This window comes from Halomonas sp. DP5N14-9 (assembly GCF_019802175.1).
In the GTDB taxonomy this organism is placed as follows: Bacteria; Pseudomonadota; Gammaproteobacteria; order Pseudomonadales; family Halomonadaceae; genus Halomonas; species Halomonas litopenaei.
In genome coordinates this window covers 132216-155528 of record NZ_JAHVHR010000006.1, presented here as the reverse complement: position 1 = coordinate 155528, position 23313 = coordinate 132216, and the positions used below count along the sequence as shown (strand labels likewise).

At 64.4% G+C, this 23313-nt stretch carries 19 protein-coding genes; 8 read left to right on the top strand and 11 right to left on the bottom strand.

The features are described from left to right. Positions 1–25: 25 nt before the first annotated feature. The 3 genes from KUW00_RS06175 to KUW00_RS06165 form a co-directional block, all read right to left on the bottom strand. A complete protein-coding gene (locus KUW00_RS06175; protein WP_315901108.1) occupies positions 26–1045 on the bottom strand; it encodes a GlxA family transcriptional regulator in 1020 nt (339 codons plus the stop codon). Positions 1046–1262: 217 nt separating this feature from the next. Next, positions 1263–2858 (bottom strand): solute:sodium symporter family transporter, encoded by a 1596-nt coding sequence (locus tag KUW00_RS06170; protein ID WP_222568556.1) that lies wholly within the window; start codon positions 2856–2858, stop codon positions 1263–1265. A gap of 379 nt (positions 2859–3237) precedes the next feature. Further along, a complete protein-coding gene (locus KUW00_RS06165) occupies positions 3238–3456 on the bottom strand; it encodes a hypothetical protein (RefSeq protein ID WP_045992932.1) in 219 nt (72 codons plus the stop codon). Between the two features lie 102 nt (positions 3457–3558). Between KUW00_RS06165 and KUW00_RS06160 the strand changes: the two genes are divergently transcribed. Together KUW00_RS06160 and KUW00_RS06155 are read left to right on the top strand one after the other, a co-directional pair. Beyond that, on the top strand, positions 3559–4113 hold the full coding sequence (locus KUW00_RS06160) for a DUF924 family protein (RefSeq protein ID WP_222568555.1): 555 nt from the start codon (positions 3559–3561) through the stop codon (positions 4111–4113). A 244-nt stretch (positions 4114–4357) separates the two neighbouring features. Continuing rightward, complete coding sequence (locus tag KUW00_RS06155) at positions 4358–4597, top strand: GlsB/YeaQ/YmgE family stress response membrane protein (protein ID WP_045992930.1); 240 nt, start codon at positions 4358–4360, stop codon at positions 4595–4597. Positions 4598–4708: 111 nt separating this feature from the next. Here the strand turns inward: KUW00_RS06155 and KUW00_RS06150 are convergent, their stop codons facing one another. From KUW00_RS06150 to KUW00_RS06140, 3 genes are all read right to left on the bottom strand, one after another. Further along, positions 4709–6127, bottom strand: coding sequence for an amidase (locus tag KUW00_RS06150; protein WP_045992929.1), 1419 nt, complete (start codon positions 6125–6127; stop codon positions 4709–4711). Between the two features lie 140 nt (positions 6128–6267). Further along, positions 6268–7560 (bottom strand): 4-aminobutyrate--2-oxoglutarate transaminase, encoded by a 1293-nt coding sequence (gene gabT, locus KUW00_RS06145; protein WP_108133251.1) that lies wholly within the window; start codon positions 7558–7560, stop codon positions 6268–6270. An 89-nt stretch (positions 7561–7649) separates the two neighbouring features. After that, positions 7650–9089: an NAD-dependent succinate-semialdehyde dehydrogenase gene (locus KUW00_RS06140; protein ID WP_222568554.1), complete on the bottom strand. Its 1440-nt coding sequence runs from the start codon at positions 9087–9089 to the stop codon at positions 7650–7652. Between the two features lie 310 nt (positions 9090–9399). On the opposite strand from KUW00_RS06140, the gene KUW00_RS06135 reads away from it, so the two are divergent. Together KUW00_RS06135 and KUW00_RS06130 are read left to right on the top strand one after the other, a co-directional pair. Beyond that, a complete protein-coding gene (locus KUW00_RS06135; protein WP_108133252.1) occupies positions 9400–11856 on the top strand; it encodes a DUF1266 domain-containing protein in 2457 nt (818 codons plus the stop codon). Positions 11857–12095: 239 nt separating this feature from the next. Then, positions 12096–12722, top strand: coding sequence for a C40 family peptidase (locus KUW00_RS06130; protein ID WP_231498679.1), 627 nt, complete (start codon positions 12096–12098; stop codon positions 12720–12722). A gap of 139 nt (positions 12723–12861) precedes the next feature. On the opposite strand, the gene KUW00_RS06125 is transcribed toward KUW00_RS06130, so the two are convergent. Next, on the bottom strand, positions 12862–13749 hold the full coding sequence (locus KUW00_RS06125; protein WP_222568553.1) for a LysR family transcriptional regulator: 888 nt from the start codon (positions 13747–13749) through the stop codon (positions 12862–12864). Positions 13750–13837: 88 nt separating this feature from the next. Between KUW00_RS06125 and KUW00_RS06120 the strand changes: the two genes are divergently transcribed. Beyond that, positions 13838–15058: an MFS transporter gene (locus tag KUW00_RS06120; protein ID WP_213228943.1), complete on the top strand. Its 1221-nt coding sequence runs from the start codon at positions 13838–13840 to the stop codon at positions 15056–15058. 116 nt (positions 15059–15174) lie between these two features. On the opposite strand, the gene msrA is transcribed toward KUW00_RS06120, so the two are convergent. Next, positions 15175–15816, bottom strand: coding sequence for a peptide-methionine (S)-S-oxide reductase MsrA (msrA, locus tag KUW00_RS06115; protein WP_213228857.1), 642 nt, complete (start codon positions 15814–15816; stop codon positions 15175–15177). Positions 15817–16146: 330 nt separating this feature from the next. Between msrA and KUW00_RS06110 the strand changes: the two genes are divergently transcribed. Further along, entirely contained in the window at positions 16147–18405 is a 2259-nt protein-coding gene (locus KUW00_RS06110; protein WP_222568552.1) for an FAD-dependent oxidoreductase, read from the top strand. A 110-nt stretch (positions 18406–18515) separates the two neighbouring features. After that, a complete protein-coding gene (locus KUW00_RS06105; protein WP_222568551.1) occupies positions 18516–19160 on the top strand; it encodes a CDP-alcohol phosphatidyltransferase family protein in 645 nt (214 codons plus the stop codon). Positions 19161–19339: 179 nt separating this feature from the next. Here the strand turns inward: KUW00_RS06105 and KUW00_RS06100 are convergent, their stop codons facing one another. After that, complete coding sequence (locus KUW00_RS06100; RefSeq protein ID WP_045992921.1) at positions 19340–19822, bottom strand: peptidylprolyl isomerase; 483 nt, start codon at positions 19820–19822, stop codon at positions 19340–19342. Between the two features lie 220 nt (positions 19823–20042). On the opposite strand from KUW00_RS06100, the gene KUW00_RS06095 reads away from it, so the two are divergent. Next, positions 20043–20318: a hypothetical protein gene (locus KUW00_RS06095; RefSeq protein WP_045992920.1), complete on the top strand. Its 276-nt coding sequence runs from the start codon at positions 20043–20045 to the stop codon at positions 20316–20318. Positions 20319–20503: 185 nt separating this feature from the next. On the opposite strand, the gene KUW00_RS06090 is transcribed toward KUW00_RS06095, so the two are convergent. Then, positions 20504–20974: a glycine zipper 2TM domain-containing protein gene (locus KUW00_RS06090; RefSeq protein ID WP_108449068.1), complete on the bottom strand. Its 471-nt coding sequence runs from the start codon at positions 20972–20974 to the stop codon at positions 20504–20506. A gap of 511 nt (positions 20975–21485) precedes the next feature. Then, the gene (locus KUW00_RS06085; protein WP_124804139.1) at positions 21486–23081 is read right to left on the bottom strand and encodes an isocitrate lyase; all 1596 of its coding nucleotides are present in this window, start codon (positions 23079–23081) and stop codon (positions 21486–21488) included. Positions 23082–23313 lie beyond the last annotated feature (232 nt).

Below are 23313 nucleotides of genomic sequence, written 5' to 3'. Positions count from 1 at the left end.
GGATAAAAAAGACTGAGGCGGTAGCTCAGCGATGGTTCGCTGAATCGGCGCCGAAGCGCGCACGGTAGACCGATGGCGAAACGCCATAGTGGCGATGGAACTGGCGTCTCAGTTGTTCGCTGGTGCCCAGGTGCCAACGTGAAGCGAGGCGTTCCAGCGAGGTTTCGCCACGCACCAGTTCGCGCCGAGCCGCCTCCAGGCGCAGTCCGGTGAGGTACTCGCCGGGACTGGTGTCCAGGTGGTGGCGAAACAGCCGGGTCAGGTGGCGTGGGGTGATCTTCAGGCTGTCGGCCATGCTCTCCAGATCGAAGGCGCCGCCGGGGTCGGCGTGCAGTCGATCGATCAAGGGGCGCAGGCGGGGGCCGCAACGATGCTGGCGCGACAGCAGTTCGCTGAACTGGGACTGGCCGCCGGGGCGATGGAGGAACATCACCAGTTCGCGGGCCACCGCTGCGGCGGCTTCAGCGCCCAGATCACTCTCGACCAGCGACAGCGCCAGGTCGATGCCGGCGGTGACCCCGGCGCTGGTGTAGCGCCCGCCGTCATGGACGTAGAGCGCATCGGCCTGGACCCTAACCTGCGGAAAGTCGTCGGCAAGCCGTCGACAGTGGCGCCAGTGGGTGGTGGCGCTGCGTCCGTTAAGCAGGCCCGCATCGGCCAGCAGGAAGGCGCCGGTACAGACGGCGCCCAGGCGCCCGAGGTGCGGCGCCACCCGCGTCAGTCGTTCGCGCCAGCGCTGTTGCTGGCACTGGACGAAGACGCCGTGGCCTCCGGCGATGAGCAGGGTGGTCAGGTCGCGGCCGTTGCCGCCAGCATCGGGGGGCTTGTCGAGTTCGCTCTCCCACTCTTCCCAGTCAAGATCCGGCAGGAGTCGCAGACCGCCGTTGGTGACTAGTTCGCTCGCACTTCGGCCGATCAGACGTAGCCGGTAGGCAGGCTTGCCCAGCACGTCGTTGGCGCTGGCGAAGGCCTGCCAGGGGCCGCTGACGTCGAGCATCTGACAGTCGGGGTAGGCCAGCAGGGCGACGTCTCGAGTCGTGGTCACGATGGGGGCTCCAGAGAAGGGGGGCGCACCTGACAACGGCGCGACAGCGAATCTCTGGAGTCTGGGGGAGGTCAGGAATGTCGGCAAGGACCAATACCCCACCGATATGGACATACGGTGTCCACAACGACGACGCCCCGCCTTGACAGGGCGGGGCGTCGCGGTCAGAGCAGACCGTGGTGACGGTCAGGTTCTGGTCCGTCGGAGATCGGGAGCATCAGCCGGCAAAGGCCAGGTAGATGGCGATGACCAGGATCACCAGCACGATGCCCGCCGGCACGGCGCCCTTCCAGGGCGTCAGGTCGACGGCGCCCACGTCCTCCTGCTTCCAGGCCTCGGCGCGCGGGCGCAGCTTGCCGATCACCAGCATCAATGCCACCAGCAGCACGAACACCAGGGCGACGAAGTGGAACTCGTGCATGATCACCGGCAGCTTGTTGAAGGGCGGGATGAAGTAGCCACAGAAGATGGCCAGACAGCCACCCACCAGGGCGATCTTGGCCGCCATGGGGGGCACCCGCCGGGTCAGCAGGCCGACCACCACCACCGCCAGGATGGGGATGAAGTAGATGGCGTTCATCTTCTGCAGATAACCGAACAGGCTTTCCTGGCCGGCCAGCAGTGGCGCGATGATCATCGCGGAGATGGCCATGATCCAGCCGAACACCTGGCTCGACTTGACCACCTGGGCCTCGGTGGCGTCCTTCTTCAGGACCGCCTTGTAGAGGCCCAGACTGAACAGGGTGGTGGTGGAGTTCAGCGCCGAGTTGAAGGAAGACAGGATGGCGCCGACCATCACCGCGGCGAAGAAGCCGGTGAGTGGCGCCGGCAGCACGTTGAACACCAGGTGGCCGTAGGCCGCGTCAGCCTTGACGCCCTGATCGGCGTACAGGTGGTAGGCGATGATGCCCGGCAGGACCAGGTACAGGGGCCCCAGCAGCTTGAAGAAGCCGGTCAGCAGCACGCCCTTCTGGCCCTCGGCCAGGTTCTTGGCGGCGAAGGTCCGCTGGATGATCTGCTGGTTGGTGGTCCAGTAGAAGACGTTGATCAGGAAGACGCCGGTGAACAGAGTGAAGAAGGGGACGCTCTGTTCGCTGCCACCGATGGAGTTCATCTTGTCGGGGTTGGATTCCTTGAGGATCTCCCAGCCGGCGAGCACACCGCCATTGTCGCTGATCGCCTGAAGGCCGAAGTAGACGATCACGAAGCCACCGATCAGCAGGCCGACGCCATTGAGGGTATCCGACACGGCAACGGTGCGCAGGCCCCCGAACAGGGCATAGATGGAGCCGATGATTCCGACGATCCACACCGTCAGCCACAGCAGGGTGGTGCTGGATTCGATGCCGGTGAGCCCGGACAGGTCGAGCATGCCCTGCAGGCCGATGGCGCCGGAGTAGAGGATGATCGGCAGCAGTACCACCGCGTAGGCGATCAGGAAGATCACGTTGGTGATCAGCTGGGTGCCCTTGTCGAAGCGAATCTCGAGCAACTGGGGCAGGGTGGCGATGCCGCTTTTCAGAAAGCGCGGCAGGAAGAACAGCGCCAGCGCCACCAGCGCCATGACCGCCACCACCTCCCAGGCCATCACGCTGAGGCCATCGGTGAAGGCGGAGCCGTTGAGGCCGACCATCTGCTCGGTGGACAGGTTGGTCATCAACAGCGAGCCGGCGATCAGCGGGAAGGTCAGGCTGCGGCCCGCCAGGAAGAAGCCGCTGGTGCTTGAATGGTCGTCACGGCGGGTGATGCGCCAGGTGATGAAGGCGACCAGTCCTGTAAAGAACAGGAAGGACGCGAAGGTGAGTAGGGGCATGGTGTCATCCTTGCGGTCGTTGTCCGGTGCGGCGTGGTCGTGAGCCACCTCCCAAAGGGGGCATGGCGATTACCGCACTTGGGTCGATGTCCGTGCCGAGCGCCAGCTGGCAGGCCAGTGGCGCCGACACCCAGGAAGTATCTTTGCAGCGCTTGCGTCATCCTGCCCGCTGCAGTGCATCTTTTGGCGCTGAAGCAGCGCGGGTTCGCGCAGTGTCGCATTGACGTCAAGTCGGTGGAAATTCCGAAAGTCTTCGTCTTTTTCCAGAAAGACGTCGAACTTAAAGGATTAAGTTAACCGACGGTTGCGTATTCCAACTACGTGATCGCAAGTCTAATCGGCTCGCCGTGGCGAGCCATACGTCTTTTGTCGCAGCGGGTCAGTTTGGCGGAGCTGCTGAAATCGGCACAGGCTCGATGATGCCGAACAGTTGCAGCAGTGTCGGCGTTGCCGCGATGATAAAGCCGCACAGGGCCAGTGCACGACCGGGCCATCGGCGCTGCGGGTGGCGTGCCAGGTGAAGGCCGAGCAGGCAGACCAGCAAGCCCGTGAGATGAAACACCACGGCGAGCGATCGAAGCAGTTCAAACGAGGTCATGGGCTGTCCCTGGGCATCCTGTGGCAGAGGGGCGACGTGGCGGAATCCGCGAGCGAAAGGGCGCGGCCGCCTGGGTCACAAGCGAGCGAAGGGGAGTCTGCCATGACCGACAGGGTGGTGCGAGCCGACGAAGTGATCGAGTTCTGGTTTCAGACGCTGACACCAAAACAGTGGTTTGCCAAGCATGATGCGCTGGATGGCCGTATCCGCCATGACTTCGGTGCGACCCTGGCGGCGGCGGCCGCCGGCGAGACCTGGCAGTGGCGTACCTCGGCCCGCGGGCGGCTGGCGGAAATCCTGGTGCTCGATCAGTTCTCTCGCAACATCTACCGCGGCGAGCCGCGAGCCTTCGCCTGTGACGGTCAGGCCCTGGTACTGGCCCAGGAGGCGGTGTCCCAGCGCGCAGATCGGGTGCTCGATCCTCCCTGGCGAGCCTTCCTGTACATGCCCTATATGCACAGCGAGTCGTTGCGTGTGCACGACGAGGCGCTGCGCCTGTTCGACCAACCGGGACTCGAGCACAACCTGCACCACGAGCATCGCCACCGCGAGGTGCTGGTGCGTTTTGGTCGCTATCCTCAGCGCAATGAGGCGCTGGGACGAGCGTCCACCGCCGAGGAACTGGCCTTTCTTGCCCAGCCCGGCAACCGATTCTAGACGCGACGAAGGGCCTGTCATCGGCGCTGACCCAGCGTCACCGGACGGTATTCGTGCTGTCGCGTCTCACATTACGTGACATATCCCTACTTTCGTATGCATTGATGTAATGGTATAGCTGTGAACGGTGAAGATCGTCCCCGGGCGATCGACGCGGCACCTCGCGCCCTGGTCAAGGGATTTGGTCGAAGGAGCGAGGGTGAATGATTCGCAAGTTTCCATTCAGTGACGAAAGGAGAACGCAATGAGCTTTATCGCGTGGTTGATCATCGGTGGTCTGGCGGGCTGGATCGCGGGCAACATCATGCGTGGCGGCGGCTTCGGCCTGCTCGGCAACATCGGCGTCGGCGTGGTGGGTGCTCTGATTGGCGGCCTGCTGTTCAGCCTGGTGGGGCTGTCCAGCGGCGGCTTTATCGGTTCACTGGTCACTGCGGTGGTGGGTGCCGTGGTGCTGCTGTGGGGTGTGGGCAAGCTACGCGGTTAGCGCGCTCTGATCAGCGACCGAATGGCGGCGACTCGCCGTCATCGCAAGGGGCCCGGTGCACTGCACCGGGCCCTTGTCGTAGCTGGCCCTGCCAGGGGCCTGATGCACCGCTCAGCCGGCGCGCTGGGCCGGGTCCGGCAGGGTCGGGAAGCGCGGCGGATGCGCCTCGAGAAAGGCGTGGCAGGCGCGCAGTACCCGGGCGTCGTCGAACTTGCCGCCGGCCAGCTGGAAACCCACCGGCAGGCCACGGTCGGTGAAACCACAGGGCACCGAGGCGGCCGGCTGCTGGCTCAGGTTGAAGGGGTAGGAGAACGGCGCCCACTCCTCCCAGTCGCGCATCTGGCTACCCGGCGGCACCTGGTGGTTGATCTCGAAGGGGCTGATCGGCACAGAGGGCGTCATCAGCAGGTGGTAGTCCTGGTTGAACTGCTCAAGACGCATGGTCAGCTCGGCTCGGGCCGCCTGGGCGCGAAACAGCTCCACGGCCTTCCACTCTTCTGCGCGCAGGGCGTTCTCGTAGAGGCCGGGATCCAGCTTGGCGCGTTCGCTGTCGCTGAGCTGCGAGACCATCTCCAGCGAGGCGGTGAACCACAGCCGCTGAAAGATCCATAGCGGCGAGGGCAGCTCTGGATCCACCTCGCAGATCTCCGCGCCCAGATCGCGCATGCGATCCGCCGCTTCTCTGACCCGTGTGGCGACCTGAGGGTCCACCTCGGCGAAGCCCAGATCGGTGGAAAAGGCGATGCGCAGTCCCTCGAGCCCCTTGCCGATATCCTGGCCCCAGTCCTCCGGCTGGCCCCGGGTGGCGTAGGGATCGACATAGTCGTAGCGGCCAATGACATTGAGCATCGCCACGGCGTCGTCGACGCTGCGGGCGATGGGCCCGATATGGGACAGCGTCGGTTCTTCCGCCGGCGGCCACTGGGGCGTCCAGCCGAAGGTCGGCTTGAAGCCGAACACCCCGCAGAAGGCGGCAGGAATGCGGATCGAGCCGCCGGAGTCGCCGCCCTGGTGCAACACCCCCATGTTGAGGGCCGCTGCGGCGGCAGCACCGCCGGACGAGCCTCCCGCGGTCAGGCGGGTATCCCAGGGGTTGCAGGTGGCGCCGAACACCCGATTGTCGGTGACCGCCTTCCAGCCGTCTTCCGGGGTGTTGGTCTTGCCCAGCAGGATGGCGCCGGCCTCTCTCAGGCGTTTCGCCGGTGGCGCGTCGGCATCGCAGGGCTCGCTTGAACCCAGCAGCGAGCCGTTGGACGTCGGCATGCCGGCCACGTTGGTCAGATCCTTGAGCGAGACCGGAACACCGTCGATCGGACTCAGCGGCTTGCCCTGGCCCCAGCGACGTGCCGACGCCTTGGCCGCCTTTTCGGCACCCTCGGCGTCGACGTAGGTGTAGGCATTGACGGCGTCGTTGAAGCGCTCGATGCGCGCAAGCGCCGCCCGTGTAGCTTCCAGGGGGGAGGCGTCGCCGCTGCGATAGTGCTCCGTCAGCGCGGCAACGCCCAGAATGCCCAGTTCGTCCTCTTGCATGGTCGGGTCCCTCGCGTCCATGGATGGACCCTTACCCTAGCTTGATTCGGCATAGTGTTGCCAACCCCCACAAACGACGACGCCACCGGCGGGACCGGTGGCGTCATCGGCTGACGGCTCAGGCCGTCAAGGCTTCACGATCAGGCGGTGGCGGCGGCTTCGCTGCCGACCAGGGCCTTGAGGTTCTGCTCGACGATGTCCAGGCCTTCCTCGAGTACCTTGTCCTCGATGGTGACCGGCATCAAGAAGCGGATGGTGTTGCCGAACATGCCGCAGGACAGCAGGATCAGGCCCTGCTCCCGGGCACGCTTGCACAGGGCGGCGGCGAGATCCGGAGCCGGCTGACCGTCCTTGCCGTTGAGTTCGAAGGCGGCCATGGAACCCAGGTTGCGCGGGTGGACCACGGCGTCGAAGTCGCTCGCCCACTGGGCAAAACGCTTGGCCAGCTTGTCGCCCAGCGCCTGGCTCTTGGCCAGGATGTCCTCTTCCTCGAACACCTCCATCACCGCCAGGGTCGCGGCGCAGGACACCGGGCTGCCGGAGTAGGTGCCGCCCAGCGAGTTGCCGCCAGAGGCGTCCATGTGCTCGGCGGTGCCGACCACGGCGGAGATCGGCATGCCTGCGGCCATGCTCTTGGCCATGGTCATCAGGTCCGGCTTCACGCCGCTGTGCTCGATGGCGAACATCTTGCCGGTACGACCGAAGCCGCTCTGGACCTCGTCGACGATCATCAGGATGCCGTGTTCGTCACAGATCTCGCGGATCTTCTCGAGGAAGCTCTGCGGAGCGGGGTAGAAGCCGCCTTCACCCAGTACCGGCTCGAGCACGATGGCGGCGGTGTCCTTGGGGTTGGCGTCGGTCTTCAGCACCATCTTGAGGCGACGCACCGCCTCTTCCTCGCTGATGCCGTGTTCGGCCACCGGGTAGCCGGCGCGGAACACGCAGCCCGGCATGGTGCCGAAGTCGCTGGCGTAGGGGGCAACCTTGCCGTTCATCGCCATGGTCATGAAGGTACGGCCGTGGTAGCCGCCGTCGAAGCAGATGACGTTGTTGCGACCGGTGGCGGCGCGGGCGATCTTGACCGCGTTTTCCAGCGCCTCGGCGCCGGAGTTGGCCAGCATCACCTTGGCCTCACCGCGCACCGGGGTGATCGCAGCAAGCTTTTCGGCGACCTTCACGTAGCCCTCGTAGGGCATCACGGTCTGGCAGGTGTGCATCACCTTGTCGAGCTGGTCCTTGACCGCCTGCACCACCTTGGGGTGGCAGTGACCGATGTTGAGCACGCCGATACCGCCGGCGAAGTCGATGAAGCGGTTGCCATCGGCATCCCACAGTTCAGCGTTCTTGGCGCGATCGGCGAAGGCGGTGGCGGGGCTGGCCGCGCCCTTGGCGACGTACTTGTCCTTGAGTTCGTTCAGCTGAGCGTTATTCATGTCGTGACTCCTTTGAGGGCACTGAATGTATAGGGTAGACGCTAGGTCCGGGACACGCAGGGCGTGCCCCGGGGAGACGGGGCTGGCCCTTAGAGGCCGCCGACACAGGCGTACTTCAGCTCTGTGTACTCATCGAGGCCATGGCGTGAACCTTCGCGACCGAGACCCGATTCCTTGACGCCGCCGAAGGGGGCGAGCTCGGTAGAGAGGATGCCCTCATTGATGGCGACCATGCCGTACTCGAGTTGTTCCATGGTGCGCCAGATACGGCGATAGTCGGTGGCATAGAAGTAGGCGGCCAGACCGAATTCGGTGTCGTTGGCCATGGCGATGGCTTCGTCGTCGCTGGAGAAGCGGAACACCGGGGCCAGCGGCCCGAAGGTCTCTTCCCGGGCGACACGCATGTCGGTGGTCACGTCGGCCAGTACCGTGGGCTGGAAGAAGGTGCCCTCCAGGGCCTCACCGCCGGCGACCAGGCGGGCACCGTTGTCGAGGGCGTCAGCGATGTGCGACTGCACCTTGTCCACCGCTGCCGAGTTGATCAGGGGACCCTGAACCACACCGTCCTCGAGGCCGTTGCCGACCTTCAGCTCGCTCACGCGCTTGGCCAGCTTCTCGACAAAGGCATCGTAGACGCCGTTCTGAACCAGGAAGCGGTTGGTGCATACGCAGGTCTGGCCGGAGTTGCGGTACTTGGAGGCGATGGCACCCTCGACGGCGGCGTCCAGGTCGGCGTCATCGAAGACGATAAAGGGCGCGTTGCCGCCAAGCTCCATGGAGGCCTTCTTCACGGTGTCGGCGCACTGGGCCAGCAGGATCTTGCCCACCGGGGTGGAGCCGGTGAAGGACACCTTGCGTACTCGGGCATCGCCGGTCAGTACCGGGCCGACTTCGCGCGGGGAGCTCGAGGTCACCACGTTGAGCACGCCGGCGGGGATGCCCACGTCTTCAGCGAGCTTGGCCAGCGCCAGGGCGGTCAGCGGGGTGGCCTCGGCCGGCTTGACCACCACGGTGCAGCCGGCGGCCATGGCCGGGGCGCACTTGCGGGTGATCATCGCCAGCGGGAAGTTCCAGGGGGTGATGGCGGCGACCACACCGACCGGCTCGCGGAACACCAGGATACGCTTGTCGGGTCCGTGGCCCGGCAGGGTCTCGCCAGCCACACGCTTGGCTTCCTCGGCGTAGAACTCGACGAAGGCAGCGCCGTAGGCGACCTCGCCACGGGACTCGGCCAGCGGCTTGCCCTGTTCACGGGTCATCAGTTCGGCCAGGGCTTCCTGGTGGTCCATGATGCTGTTGAACCAGGCGCGCAGCAGGGCCGAGCGCTCCTTGGCGGTCTTGCGCTTCCAGCCGGCCCAGGCCGCATCGGCGGCACCGATGGCTTCGCGGACTTCCTCGGCGTTCAAGTCCGGCACCTCGGCCAGGGTCTCGCCGGTGGCGGGATTGGTGACGCTGAAGTGGCGATCGGCGTCACGCCACTGGCCGCCGATGTACGCCTTGTCGATGATCAGGTCCTGAACGTGGGACATGCGGGAGCTCCGGAAAGGGTCAGAGAAGAGGGGTGTTATGTCATGATTGACGAGTGTGCATTATTTGAAACATCTCGCCAAGGGCTGTGATCGGAATTTTTTACGCCCGTTCGAAGAATGCATCGATGAGGCTTGCCGGACCCTCGAGGCCCAGGTCTGGAAGATCTATTGGCAACAATCGCCATCGGCGTGGCGAACAGTTTCCGGTACACTGTGTCGCCGACTTCTAGCTGCCCGAAGCGATGGTCCTTGGCGCCTTGTGTCAGGCCGGACCGGGCTGGCCTGACTCCGTGTTTCTGCGAGGTGAGACTTGGTTGATCCGCTCAATGCCTGGTGGGCTCAGCAACTGGTGCTGTGCGACTGGGCCTTTATGCCTGACCCCTTGATGCTGCCTGAAGAGGCGGCACGTGAGCGATTGGCCGCCCTCGAGATCCCCGACCGGGGCGAACTGGGGTGGCGCCTGCTCGAGCTCAATGCTGCGAACACGGTGCCTGCCTCCCACCTGCTGGGAGCGCTTGAGCTGGTGGCCCTGGCAGGGGCGTCGGGATGGATGTCGGCCGAGGTAAGTCGTGGCTGGGCAGCACGCCTGTGCAGCGACATCCACCATCGTCACGCAAGCCTGGATGAATGGCTGGAGGCACTCTGCGCCTCCCGCAGCGGCGAAGGCTGGCTTCGCGGCGATGAGGGCTTGCTCGATACCTGCCGGGCGCTGTCGAAGCTGGAAGGCGAGGGTGCCGGCATCACCTGGCCGTTGCTCGGCACTGCGCTGAGTCGCGAGCCTGCCGCCGCCCTCTGGCCCGACAGCCCGGAAGATCGCGTCTGGCGATTGCGGGCGGCCTTCTCGCCGGTACTGATGACGCCGGCCAGCATCGATGACTGGGACGGGGTCGAGGCCTGGCTGGGGGAAGTCTGGCAGATTCACGGCGCCGAGGATCTCAAGCGCGCCTTGCTGTGGCTGACCAGTCAGGGCGATCGCCAGGGCTGGGATATCGACGCTGCGCGGTTGATGGCGGTCAGTGCCGGCGAACGCCAGGCCTGGTGTGAGGGGCTGGCGCCTCAGGAGCGCCCATACGGCCGCCTGCTGTGCCGTTACGTGGATCAGGGGGAGCCGCTGGAGTGGGCCGCCTGGGACTGGCTGAGGGCGGTGGATCTGGCCTGGGCCGGCAGCTGCATCGGCTGGCTGACACCCCAGGAAGCGTCGCTGCTGGCGCATCACGCAGGCGATCTGGTCCAGCGTCGCTACAGTGACTGGAGCGCCCTGGCGCGCTCCTATCAGCGCGGCCGTGGTCTGTTCGAAGGTCAGGACCGGCTGCCGACCCTGGCAGCCGACTGGCAGTTGCTGATGGGATCGCCGGTGAGCCCTTGGCATGGCTCGTTGCAGGAGTTGCTCGACCAGGAGCAGGTCGAGGCATCACGTCAGGCGGCCAGGCAGTGGCGCGCCTCGCCTCGCCACTGGGTGCTGGCGCTGGCCTCGGTGCGTGAACCCGAGCTGGCGGCACGTCAGGGGCCGATTCCGCCGCTGCCCCAGGCGCGTCGTGACGAGGCGCGCAAGTATCTGGCGGAGACCCTCGATCTGCACCCCGACGAGGGCGCCCGCTCACTGGTTCGCTACTGGCTGCCGGCCCAGGCCCATCATCTCAATCAGCTGGCGGCTGACGCGGCGCATCGAGCGCTGCCTTCGGCCAGAACCCCCTTTGGTGATGCGCCCCAGGCGGATCTGGCAGGTCGTGATGGCCTGGCCAGGGCGACCCGCCATTCGGCGACCATCCATATGGCCGAGAAGTACGCCTTCTACTTGCTGATGAGCATGGACAGTGAGCAGTTCGACGAGGACAGCCTGACCGATATGGCGGCGTCCCTGCGCGATGTGCTGTGTCGGTTCTACAGCACCCCCAAGCGCCTGCTCGAGGCCTGGGCGACCTGGGATGCGCTGTTGCCGGAACCGGATCAGCCTTCCTTGACCTACGAGATTCGCTGGCACCTGGACGATCCGGGTAGCCTGTTCCACTGGCTCGAGTGGCGCAGCGGCGATTGGCGCGAGCCTGGCGAGCGTCCGAGCCTGATGCACTTTACCGCGCTGTCGCTGGTGGGGCCCTTGAACACCGCCGCCTGGAGCCTGCCGCAGCCGGAAAGCGACCGGGAAGGGGCTTCGATCCTGGAGTGGATCGATGGACACTACGGCCTGCACTCCGCCACCGAGCTGATCGATTTCGTGCGCTTTCTGCTGGACGCCGGTGATCGCCAGGAATATCAGATCAACTACGCGCCCTACACCCTCAACAGCGCGCGCCTGAATTCCGAGATTGCGACCCTGGAGTCTGGTGAGTGCAACGAGGAAGAGCGCAATCATCTGGAGCGCCTGCTGCGGGTACGTGACAACGCCGACCAGTGCAATGACGTCGACATGTGTGCCTGGGACCTGGCCCAGGCGGTCGACCTGGCGATCGCCGGTCGCCAGCTGGGCTGGCTGGCTCAGCAGGACTTCCTGGCACTGCTGGAGCGTGCGCACCAGTTGGCGTCGGAGCACTACGCCGGTTGGCAGGAGTATGCCCGGGGTCTCTATGCAGGATTTTCGTTCTTCATGGGGGAAACCCCTGAGCGCGAAGCGTTTCTGGCCAGCTTCCGCCAGGCGCTGGTGGCCTGGCTGTCGGGCGCTCCGCCCCTCGCCGGCACCTGGGCCAGCCTGGATTTCCCGGGTGCGCGTCCCCGCCATTGGGCACCGCTTCACATCGATACCTTGCCGGGAGATGGACGAACCCTGCACTGATCGTCGCGAAACAGCAGAAAAAAACGCCAAAAAATTGTCCTGATCTATCGTCAGATCGGATAATTTTGGCTAGTATCGTGTTGATCTTTCGTCAGGCCTCCCATCAAGAAGGAGGCCGAATTGTCAAACTTGCAGCTGAGGGGCGTTATGGTAGTGACACGAGTGCGTCACTTCCACAGCGGCTCTTGGGCGCCGGCAGGCCGTCAGCCAGCCGGTTCAGGGAATGAGGTGTGTGTCGCATGAGCGTCGCCCAGACAAGCCGCGTGACAGCGGCGATGGTGTTGCTTGGCCTGCTGTCAGGCTGTGCGGCATCGAACTACCAGAATACTGCCGATAACGACTACTTTTCCCGTGATATGCCGAGCCTGGCCGAACGCGCCGCCTCGCGCATGTCCCCGCTGGAGGACCCAGCGGCAGGGGGAAGCTTCCTTGAAGATCCCGCCGCTGCCATCCGCGAGGCGCTGATGGCGGAGCACGATCGCTGGGCGGGTACGCCCTATCGTTTCGGCGGCACCGGCATGAGCGGCATCGACTGCTCGGCGCTGGTGCAGAACATCTTCAGCGACGCCTTCCAGGTGCAACTGCCGCGCACCACCGGCAGCCAGGTGCATACCGGCGAACCGATCACTCGTGATCAGCTGTCTCCCGGCGATCTGGTGTTCTTTCGTCCTCCGGGCAACCGCCACGTCGGCATCTACGTCGGCCAGGGGCGCTTTCTGCACGCCTCATCGTCGCGCGGTGTGATGATCTCCAAGCTGGATAACAGCTACTGGCGCCGCTACTACTGGCAGGCGCGTCGACCGCTGGAACCCACCCGGTTGAGCATGCGCCAGTTCGCCTACAGCCCGGCGGGCATGGGCGGCTGAAGCGTCCTCGGCGCCATCGACGTCGCCACCACAACGGGGCGAGCCTTTTACTGGGCTCGCCCCGTTTGCGTTGGGTCGCCTTGGTGCTTGGCTGGCGAGGCTTCGGCCAGTCCTTGGCCAGCCCTCGGCGCCTCCAGGGCTACAACGAGTCGCGTTGCGACAGGGCGTAGTCGATGAAGGCGCGCTCGGCGCGTGACAGGTAGCCCTGGGGCTGCCAGGCCAGCGACAGGGTCAGCCAGGCGGCGGGGTCAAAGGGCACTGCCGCCAGGTCATCTTCCTCGATCACCCGACGCAGAAAGGTGGTGATGCCAAAGCCCTGGCGGACGATGGCCTTGGTCAGCGGGATCAGATTCGACTGGAACGTCAGGCGGGGCTGGATATCCAGCCGTCGGGCCATGGCGTCGACAAACTCGCGGTGAAAATAGCCGTCCTGAAACAGCACCAGCGGCTCGCTCAGAAAGGCTTCCGGGGTCACGCTGTGGCGTACCGTGAAGGGGTGGTCCCGGGGCGTGCATACCACCATCTCCGCGCGCAGCAGGGCCTCGGTTTCCAGTTCGCAGGCACTGCCATCCTCGACCACGATTCCCAGGTCCAGCTCGCGTGCCTTGATCATTGCCTGCAGTCGGCGGGCGCCCGCCTCGATCACCGTCATGCGTATGCCAGGGTGGCGTGCGGCAAAGCCCATCAGCAGCGGCGGCAGATAGTAGGAACCCAGCATCGAGGGGATGCCGATGCGCACTTCGCCCTTTACCAGGCCGTTGAGTTCCTTCAGCGCCAGTTCGGTGGCACTGGCGTCGGCGAGCAGCCGTCGGGCATGTTCCAGCAGCACCTCACCTTCTGGTGTCAGTCGAACACGCCGATCATGGCGCTCGAACAGACGAGTGTCGAGGCGTCGCTCGAGGCCCGCGATGGTCTGGCTGACGGCGGACTGGGCGATGTGACGGGCGCGGGCGGCGGCGCTGAAGCCGCCGTGGTCCACCACCGCGACAAACAGCGACAGCGAGCGCAGGTCAAAGGGTAGCGACATAAGGGAATGTGATGGATAGCATCATTTTCTTCTGTTGGTGTGATGGTAGTGAAGCATGGAAGATGGGCGAGGCCAACCGGAGACCGCCATGATTCACGCCAATACCCCTGCCTGGCGCAGGGCGACTCTCGCTCTGTGTCTGGGCTCGATGCTGGTGTTCATCAACCTCTACGCCCCCCAGCCATTGCTGCCGCTGCTGCGCGATACCCATGAGGCTTCGACCTTGAAGGTGGGCCTGGTGATGTCGCTTGCCACCCTGACCCTGGCGCTCTCGTTGCTGGTCTATGGGCCCTTGTCCGACGCCATCGGGCGGGGCGGTATCATGCGTGCGAGCCTGTCGGTGGCAGCTCTCGCGACACTGTTGGCGGCATTTGCGCCTGGGCTCGACTGGCTGCTGGTCGCACGCGTGCTGCAGGGGGTCGCCCTGGGAGGGCTGCCGGCGGTGGCGATCGCCTGGATGGGCGACGAGTTCTCGCCGGAGGCGATGAGTCGAGCCGTGGGGCTCTATATCGCGGCCAATACCCTGGGCGGTATCGGTGGTCGCGTGCTGGGAGGCGTCATCGGTGAATGGTATGGCGTCCAGGCGAGCTTCGTGGCGGTTGGCGGTTTGACCCTGGTGGGCGTGGCGGTGTTCTGGTGGCTGTTGCCGGCGGCCAGCGCCTTTGCCCCTCAACCCTTTCGAGTGGGGCACGCCTGCCGCCAGATGCGGGGCCACCTGGCCAACCCATGGCTGCTGTCGGCCTATCTGATCGGTGGTCTCAACTTCCTGGTGTTCATCAACCAGTACAGCTACATGACCTTTCGTCTGGCCGAGGCACCCTTTGCTCTCGGGCCCCGCTGGCTGGGCCTGCTGTTTCTGACCTACCTGGGCGGTACTCTGGGCTCGACGTTATCTGCCAGGGTCGTCGCCAGAGCGGGAGCGCCCGCCACCATGGGGTTGGGCGTTGTCATCATGATGCTGGCGCTGGGTCTGTCCCTGATACCGATGCTCGCCGTCATCATTGCCGCCTTGACCCTCAGCGCCTTCGGCTTCTTTCTGTGCCACGCCACCGCTTCGGGCTGGGTCGGTCGCCAGGCCCGCGAAGGACGAGGCGGCGCATCGGCGCTCTATCTGGTGTTCTACTACCTGGGGGCGAGTCTCGGGCCGCTGTGGCTCGAGCCGTTCTGGCTGTGGCGGGGCTGGCCTGGGGTGGTGGCGGCCAGCTGGCTGGTGCTGGCGACCACGGGCTGGCTGTCCTGGCGGCTAGGAAAGCGGCTGCAGCGTGCACAACACCAGCGCGTCGTCGAGCGTCGACTCGAACACGTATGAGTCCGCTACAGCGACGCGGTTGCCGATAGGTTGCAGATGCGTTGCAGAGACCGATCGACCTTGGCTCGCACCAGGGTCGATCGGTGTGTCATGACGTTGCTGTCAGCGCCGCGCTGTCAGGATGCTGCGGACGAGGCAGGCACGTCGTGGGGCATGGCTTCGTCTCCCCAGATTTCCTCGAGTCGATCAGGACGGCCGCAGGCGTTCTTGTAGAAGGTGTAGCGCACCTTGTTCTTCTGGTAGTAGTTCTGGTGATAGTCCTCGGCCGGATAGAAGGTGCCGGGATCTTCGATGGTGGTCTCGATCGGCTGGTCGAAGCGCTCGGCGATGTCCGCCTTGCTGGCCTCGGCCAGTTCGCGCTGTTCATCGTTGAGTGGCAACAGGGCGGAGCGATAGGAATCGCCTTCATCGCAGAACTGACGGTTGGCGACGAAGGGATCGATATTGCGCCAGAAGACGTAGAGCAGATCCTGGTAGCTCACCGTGTCGCTGTCGAAGGTGACTTCCACCACTTCGGCGTGTCCGGTGCCCCCCGCGCTGACGGTTTCGTAGGTGGGATTGTCGGTGTTGCCCGCCGCATAGCCAGAGACGGTAGCCTCGACGCCATCGATCTTGTCGAAGGCGTCCTCGACACACCAGAAGCAGCCTCCGGCGAAGATGGCCTTTTCTTCGGCGGCGAGGGCGGGGGTCGTGGAAAGCACGGCACCAGTCAGCAGGCCGGCCAGCAGGAAGGTACGCTGATTGAAGGGATATCGCATTCGTAGGCTCCGTCAGGATGGCGTCATTGTAAGGTTCGAGTAGGGCAGTCCCCGGTTGGTTCAGTCATTGTGGCAGGCGCATCCTTACATGCGCTGTCGATAAGGGGATGATTTTTTGCATTTTCGGTCGTAAGGCTCGGTCGCCTGTGCGCGACTCAGGCAGACTGCTACTCTCGATTGCATCCCGATAGCCGGCCGCACAGCTCCTGGTAACGTCATCGTCTCGTCGCAAGACGGGCGCAGGACAACGGGCGCCGCTGCTGCTGGCCACGGCTACCTATCGATCATCGACCCGATCATCGACACCAGTTGACCTAGAAGGAGACGCGGGTGACCCGTAACAAATGGATCTTGCTGGCACTGATTGCCGTCGCCGTGGTGGCGTTCTTTGTCACCGGCGCCAACGAGGCCTTTACGCTGGACGCGATCAAGGCCCAGCAGGCGCAATTTCAACAGTGGTTCCACGAGGACCCCTGGACCGTGGCCGGTGGCTTCTTCGCGGTCTATATCCTGATGGCGGCGCTGTCGCTGCCTGGGGCGGGGTTGCTGACGCTGCTGGCGGGGGCCTTGTTCGGCTTCTGGATCGGTCTGGTGCTGGTGTCCTTCGCCAGTTCGCTGGGCGCGACCCTGGCCGCGGTGATCGCCCGAACCCTGCTGCGCGAGACGCTGGAGACGCGCTTCTCGCGCCAGCTGGCGCGAATCAACGGCGGCATCAAGCGCGAAGGGGCCTTCTACCTGTTCACGCTGCGGCTGATTCCGATCTTCCCCTTCTTCGTGATCAACCTGGTGGTCGGCCTGACCCGCATGCGTCTGTCCACCTTCTATTGGGTCAGCCAGCTCGGCATGCTGCCGGGTACCATGGTGTTCGTGAATGCTGGTCGGGAACTGGGTGAACTCGAGTCGCTGGCGGGCATCCTGTCGCCAGGGCTGATCCTGTCCTTTGTGTTGATCGGCTTGTTTCCCTGGATCGCCAAGGCGGTGGTGGCGGTGCTCAAGCGTCGCCGGCTCGCCGCCGAATACCAGCGCCCGTCGCGTTTTGACCGGGATATCGTGGTGATCGGTGCGGGCTCGGCGGGCCTGGTGGCAAGCTATATTGCCGCGGCGGTGAAGGCCAAGGTGACCCTGGTGGAGCGCCACCGCATGGGCGGCGACTGCCTCAATACCGGCTGTGTGCCGTCCAAGGCATTGATTCGCGCCGCTCGCGCCGCCGAGGACATTCGTCGGGCGCCGTCCTATGGTGTCAGCGCCGGTGAGCCAAGCGTCGACTTCGCCGCTGTAATGAGCCACGTCCACGGCGCCATCGCCGAGGTCGAGCCCCATGATAGTCCGGAACGTTATCGGGGCCTGGGCGTCGATGTGGTCGAAGGAGAAGCCAGGCTGCTCGATCCCTGGCGGGTGCAGGTCGGCGAACAGGTGCTGACCACCCGTCACGTGATCATCGCCAGCGGTGCCCGCCCCAGAGTGCCGCCGTTGCCGGGGATCGAGGATATCGAGGTGCTGACCTCCGACAACCTGTGGGAGCTAAAGGCATTGCCGAAGCGCCTGGTGGTGCTTGGTGGTGGTCCGATCGGCAGTGAACTGGGCCAGAGCTTCGCCCGGCTGGGTAGCCAGGTCACCCTGGTGGAGATGGGCCCGCAACTCTTGCCACGCGAAGACGAGGACGTCGCCAGGGAGGCGGCTCAGGGGCTCGAGGCCAGCGGCGTGACGCTGTGCCTGTCGACCCGGGCGCTCAAGGTGGTGGCCGGTGACGGCGATCTCCATCGACTCGAGACCGAGGTCAACGAGGCAGGCGAGACACGTATCGAGCAACTGGAGTTCGATCAGTTGCTGGTGGCGGTGGGTCGACAGGCCAACGTCGAGGGGCTCGGGCTTGAAGAACTGGGCGTGGGCACTCGCGACAACGGCACCCTGGACGTGGATGGCGGGCTGCAGTCAGTGCTGCCCAATGTCTGGGCCTGTGGCGATGTGGTCGGGCCCTTCCAGCTGACCCATGCCAGCGCCCACCAGGCCTGGCACGCCACCGTCAATGCCTTGTTTGGCGAGTTCAAGCGCTTCAATGTGAGCTATCGGGCGCTGCCGGCGGTCACCTTCTGTGACCCGGAGGTGGCGCGCGTGGGGCTCAACGAGCGCGAAGCCAAGGAGCAAAAGGTGCCCTTCGAGGTCACCCGCTATTCCTTGTCCGAGCTCGACCGGGCCATCGCCGAGGGCGATACCACCGGATTCGTCAAGGTGCTGACCGTACCAGGCAAGGATCGCATTCTCGGTGCCACCATTGTCGGTGCTGGCGCTGGCGAGATGCTGGCGGAGTTCACCCTGGCAATGACCCGCGGTATCGGACTGAACAAGCTGTTGGGGACCATCCACCCGTACCCGACCCATTCGGAAGCCGTAAAGGCCGCCGCCGGGGTGTGGAAGAACGCGAACAAGCCCGAGCGGGTCCTGGGGTATCTGGAGCGTTACTTCAATTGGCGGCGAGGCGGGGGAGGCGACGCCGATTCCTCAAGCCAGCCGGTGACGGGAGACAGAGCCGGTGCGAGCCCCGAGCGACACGAAGCATCGTCGCTGTCCTCTGCCCAGTCCAACGACTGAGCGAACCGCCCAGGCAGTAGCCTGGACCTGAAGACACAAGCGGTGGGCCCTGGCCCGCCGCTTGTGCTTTCTTTCTACCGAATCGACGTTTTACTGCTGACGAGACTTTTATGCTGGATCTCTGGACCATGCCCAGAACCCAGGCGCCCCTGGCGCCTCTGGTCAAGATGCTGGAGCGCTGCAAGGTGACGCCTGATCAGGTCACTCTGGTGGGATTTCTTATCGGCTTGCTGGCGCTGCCGCTGCTGGCCGTTCAGGCCTATGGATGGGCGCTGGCGGCGATCCTCCTCAATCGACTCGCCGATGGCCTGGACGGGGCGCTGGCGCGCCGTCGGGGTACGCCCAGCGATGCCGGGGGATTTCTCGATATCGGGCTGGACTTCGTCTTCTACGCCGCGGTGGTGCTCGGCTTTGCCCTGGCCGACAGCGAGCGCAATGCCTTGCCGGCAGCGCTGCTGCTGTTTGCCTTTATCGGCACCGGGACGTCCTTTCTGGCCTTCGCCATCATGGCGGCGCGCCATGATCTCGAGCGCCCACGCTTCCAGCGCAAGGCCTTCTACTATCTGCACGGCCTGACCGAAGGTACCGAGACCGTGCTGGCGCTGGTGGCCTTTTGTCTGTGGCCGGCTCACTTTCCTGTGCTGGCTGGGCTGTTCGCCGCGGCCTGTCTGCTGACCACCGCCACTCGGCTATGGGGCGGCTATCATACCCTCAGGGCAATCGAGCGAGGCGCTGGCGCCGAGGATAGAAGCTGATCCCCGGTCGTGGCTCGCGAGGCGAGGGGCCTTTCATCAGACGTGATACTCAGACACGCGAAAGGGCAGCCTGGGCTGCCCTTTCTTTTGACCATGCCGGCTGTTGATCCTGCTGGCACCTGATCTTGCCGGCACTTGATCATGCATGCTCGTGGTGCTTCCGACGAGCGTAGCGCTGATCAGTGCTCGTGGCCGCCTTCGCCGTGCACGTGGCCGTGCTCGATTTCTTCCTGGCTGGCTTCACGGACTTCGGCGATCTCGACGTCGAAGTTCAGGTTCTGGCCGGCCAGCGGGTGGTTGCCGTCGACGGTGACGGTGTCGCCTTCGACCTGGGTCACGGTGACCATCAGCGGACCGCCCTGGGTCTGCGCCTGGAACTGCATGCCCGGCTCGATGCTCTCGACACCCTGGAAGGCGTCACGCGGCACTTCCTGGACCAGCTGCTCCTGTACTTCGCCGTAACCTTCGGCGGGGGCAACCTTGGCGTTGACCTTGTCGCCGGCGGCCTTGCCTTCGAGTTCCTTTTCCAGACCCGGAATGATGTTGCCGGCGCCGTGGAGGTAGGTCAGCGGCTCGCGGCCTTCCGAGCTGTCCAGCACTTCACCTGCATCATTGGTCAGGGTGTAGTGGAACGCGACAACGGAATTTTGCGCAATTTGCATTGATGAACCTTTGGTGAGTGCGTGTGAGGACGCATGGTAACGCGTGGGTGCTGGGGCTGTCAGGGGCGTGGGACATTTTTCACCTTGTGTGGTCATATCCTGAACGGTATTCACGCGCGCCCTCTGCCACCTTCGGGTTGTTGCGCAGTATCGGTGGTGGGGATACCCTCTTGTGAGATTTTTCGATTCTGCCTTTCACGCTTTTCTTGCGGAGCTGAACATGACGCTATTTGTGATCTGGGTGCTGGCCTTTGCGGTACTGCTGGCGGTGATGATCAAGGCCTGGGACAAGGGCTTGAGCTGTGCCCTGGGCAGCCTGCTGCCGGCGGTACTGCGCAGTGACGATGACCAGTGGATCTGGTGCCCCGCCCTTGCCGTGCTGGGGGCCACCTTCATCGTCTTCCCCATCGATATGCTGATGACACTGCTGGTGATCGGCATCATCGCCCTGGTGGGCTGCAAGCTGGGCTGCTGGGTGATGGGCAAGGTCCACTAGTCGGTGGTGACGTGAATCACCTGGCGTTCTCCAGGTGAGCACCGAAAGGGCCCTGAGGCGGATACGCCTCAGGGCCCTTTGTATATAACGCAGAGAGTATGTAACGCAGAGATGTTTGCGGCGGAGCGAAGTGCTGTTGTCGCTTACAAGTACAAGCCCCTTTCGCGAGCGCCTTCGTCAAGCCCTCAGTAGGGGGCAACACTCTGACGTGAACCGCTGCCGATCAGGCGAACACGCTGCCCCACCTGGAAGGCCTGGTCTGCCTTCTGCACGACGACCACGGTCTGGCCGCTGTCCTTGCGAATCTCCATCTCCCAGGCGTCGGTGCGGTTGACGCCTTTCTCGATCTGGTTGCCGGCTACGGCGCCACCGATGGCACCTGCGGCGGTGGCGATGGTGCGACCGGAACCGCCGCCGACCTGGTTGCCGAGCAGGCCACCGATCACCGCGCCACCACCGGTGCCGAGGATGCCGCCGGCGGAGCTTTCACCCTGGATCTGGACGCGACGCAGGGCGGTGATGGTGCCGAACTGCACGTTCTGGGCGGTCTGTGCCTGGTTGCCAGAATAGACGTTACCTGAGTACTGGTTGGTGGCGGTGCAGCCGGCAAGCACCACGACGCTCAGCGCCAGGACAGGAAGGATGGATGTTTTCATGGCGATTCTCCTAGAATGTCTTCTGCGCCGAATTCTGAACGCATCGGTTCGGGTCACATTCGCTTGTAGTGGTACCGCACCAAAGTTCGCAAACGCTGTTCGAAAATAGTGTAACGCCTGTTTGGAGGCTTTGACAGGGCGATGGTTCCCCGGATCCAACGATGATCGGTCTCGTCCGTCCCATGGTGGCCGTCCGCCGTCCGCCTGCCGCCCTTGTCGCCCCGCGACTGCCACTGAGTCGCGCCGACAGCGCTTTCCTGACATTCATCATATGCCGAACCGGACCTGCCAGGCCAATGGGCATCGGAGGGAGTCGCATTGCTGCAGTTGTCGGACTCGCTGGAGCCAGACGTGCTAGTTCGAGAGTAGGCCCTTGCCAGGGAAGAAGGAAAGGCTGGCTTGGCAGGGCAAGGTCACGGACAGCAAAAAGGGAGGCCAACGGCCTCCCTTTCTTACAGTCACAGGGCTCAGCGTCTGGGCTCAGTGACTGGGCGCCACTGGCCCGCGATCCTTAGCCGAACTGGTTCATGGTGTTGTCCTTGCCGCCGGCCTTGAGCGCCGCATCGCCGTGGAAGAACTCCTTGTGGTCGTCACCGATATTGGAGCCGGCCATGTCCTGGTGGCGAACGGTGGCGATACCCTCGCGGATCTCGCGGCGTTGCACGCCCGCCACGTAGGCCAGCATGCCCTCGTCGCCGAAGTAGCCCTTGGCCAGGTTGTCGGTAGACAGGGCGGCCGTGTGGTAGGTCGGCAGGGTGATCAGGTGGTGGAAGATACCTGCCTCGCGGGCGGCGTCACGCTGGAAGTTGCGCGTCCACTCGTCGGCCAGTTGGCCAAGCTCAGTGTCGTCGTAGCGTGCGTTCATCAGGTCGGCACGCTCGTAGGCGGAGACGTCCTTGCCTTCGGCTTCCCAGGCGTCGAACACCTGCTGGCGGAAGTTTAGCGTCCAGTTGAACGACGGCGAGTTGTTGTAGACCAGCTTGGCGTTGGGCACCGCCTCGCGGATGCGGTTGACCATGCCGGCAATCTGGCCGACGTGAGGCTTTTCGGTCTCGATCCACAACAGATCGGCACCGTTCTGCAGGCTGGTGATGCAGTCCAGCACCACACGGTCTTCGCCGGTGCCAGGCTTGAACTGATAGAGGCCGGAGGCGAGACGCTTGACCTTGACCAGCTTGCCGTTCTGCTTGATCACCACGTCGCCGTTGTCGATATCGGAGGCCGAGGAAATCTCTTCACCGTCGAGGAAGCTGTTGTACTGATCGCCCAGGTCGCCTGGTTCGTTGGTGACCGCGATCTTCTGGGTCAGGCCGGCACCCAGGGAGTCGGTACGGGCCACGATCACCCCATCATCCACGCCCAGTTCAAGGAAGGCGTAACGTACGGCGTTGATCTTGGCGATGAAGTCCTCGTGGGGCACGGTGACCTTGCCGTCCTGGTGGCCGCACTGCTTCTCGTCGGACACCTGGTTCTCGAGCTGGATACAGCAGGCACCGGCCTCGATCATCTTCTTGGCCAGCAGGTAGGTGGCCTCGGCGTTGCCGAAACCGGCGTCGATGTCGGCGATGATCGGCACGATGTGCGTTTCGTGGTTGTCGATCTGGTTGGTCAGATCGTCGACCTTGGCGCTGTCACCGGCTTCCTTGGCTTCTTCTCGGGCACGGAACAGGTGGTTGAGCTCCCAGGTGTCGGCCTGGCGAAGGAAGGTGTAGAGCTCTTCGATCAGCGATGCCACGCTGGTCTTCTCGTGCATGGACTGGTCGGGCAGCGGACCGAACTCGCTGCGCAGGGCGGCGACCATCCAGCCGGACAGGTAGAGGTAGCGGCGCTTGGTGTTGCCGAAGTGCTTCTTGATGGAAATCAGCTTCTGCTGACCGATGAAGCCGTGCCAGCAGCCCAGAGACTGGGTGTAGTTGGCGGTGTCGGCGTCGTAGGCGGCCATGTCCTCGCGCATGATGGCGGCGGTGTAGCGAGCGATGTCGAGACCAGTGCGGAAACGGTTCTGCACGCGCATGCGGGCGGCGCTTTCCGGATCGATGTTGTCCCACTTGCCGCGCTGGGCTTCACGAAGCTGGGTCAGGGTCTTCAGTTCTTCACGAAAGGTCATGATCGGGCCGTCCTGATGTTGAATCGACTGTTTGGTTCGACGTTCTGATACGACTTGCCTGGCATCCATGGTGAGGGGCGGTGTCGGGCCGGTCGCTTTCGACCGGCCTTTGGCTCCAGTGGCTTGCAGGCTCTTGCGGTTGGCGTCATTGCAAGAGGATCGACTGCTCGCCATGCCATGCTGCACCTGCGAAGTGTAGTCAGGTTCCTGCACCTTGGCCGAGAAGTCTTTA

Bases quoted from the DNA above. Each gene is read 5' to 3' on its own strand.
- KUW00_RS06160 (WP_222568555.1), top strand. From the start codon at position 3,559: ATGACCGACAGGGTGGTGCGAGCCGACGAAGTGATCGAGTTCTGGTTT.
- gabT (WP_108133251.1), bottom strand. From the start codon at position 7,560: ATGAATAACGCTCAGCTGAACGAACTCAAGGACAAGTACGTCGCCAAG.
- KUW00_RS06120 (WP_213228943.1), top strand. From the start codon at position 13,838: ATGATTCACGCCAATACCCCTGCCTGGCGCAGGGCGACTCTCGCTCTG.
- KUW00_RS06085 (WP_124804139.1), bottom strand. From the start codon at position 23,081: ATGACCTTTCGTGAAGAACTGAAGACCCTGACCCAGCTTCGTGAAGCC.
- msrA (WP_213228857.1), bottom strand. From the start codon at position 15,816: ATGCGATATCCCTTCAATCAGCGTACCTTCCTGCTGGCCGGCCTGCTG.
- KUW00_RS06100 (WP_045992921.1), bottom strand. From the start codon at position 19,822: ATGCAAATTGCGCAAAATTCCGTTGTCGCGTTCCACTACACCCTGACC.
- KUW00_RS06105 (WP_222568551.1), top strand. From the start codon at position 18,516: ATGCTGGATCTCTGGACCATGCCCAGAACCCAGGCGCCCCTGGCGCCT.
- KUW00_RS06130 (WP_231498679.1), top strand. From the start codon at position 12,096: ATGAGCGTCGCCCAGACAAGCCGCGTGACAGCGGCGATGGTGTTGCTT.
- KUW00_RS06165 (WP_045992932.1), bottom strand. From the start codon at position 3,456: ATGACCTCGTTTGAACTGCTTCGATCGCTCGCCGTGGTGTTTCATCTC.
- KUW00_RS06095 (WP_045992920.1), top strand. From the start codon at position 20,043: ATGACGCTATTTGTGATCTGGGTGCTGGCCTTTGCGGTACTGCTGGCG.
- KUW00_RS06150 (WP_045992929.1), bottom strand. From the start codon at position 6,127: ATGCAAGAGGACGAACTGGGCATTCTGGGCGTTGCCGCGCTGACGGAG.
- KUW00_RS06125 (WP_222568553.1), bottom strand. From the start codon at position 13,749: ATGTCGCTACCCTTTGACCTGCGCTCGCTGTCGCTGTTTGTCGCGGTG.
- KUW00_RS06140 (WP_222568554.1), bottom strand. From the start codon at position 9,089: ATGTCCCACGTTCAGGACCTGATCATCGACAAGGCGTACATCGGCGGC.
- KUW00_RS06090 (WP_108449068.1), bottom strand. From the start codon at position 20,974: ATGAAAACATCCATCCTTCCTGTCCTGGCGCTGAGCGTCGTGGTGCTT.
- KUW00_RS06155 (WP_045992930.1), top strand. From the start codon at position 4,358: ATGAGCTTTATCGCGTGGTTGATCATCGGTGGTCTGGCGGGCTGGATC.
- KUW00_RS06170 (WP_222568556.1), bottom strand. From the start codon at position 2,858: ATGCCCCTACTCACCTTCGCGTCCTTCCTGTTCTTTACAGGACTGGTC.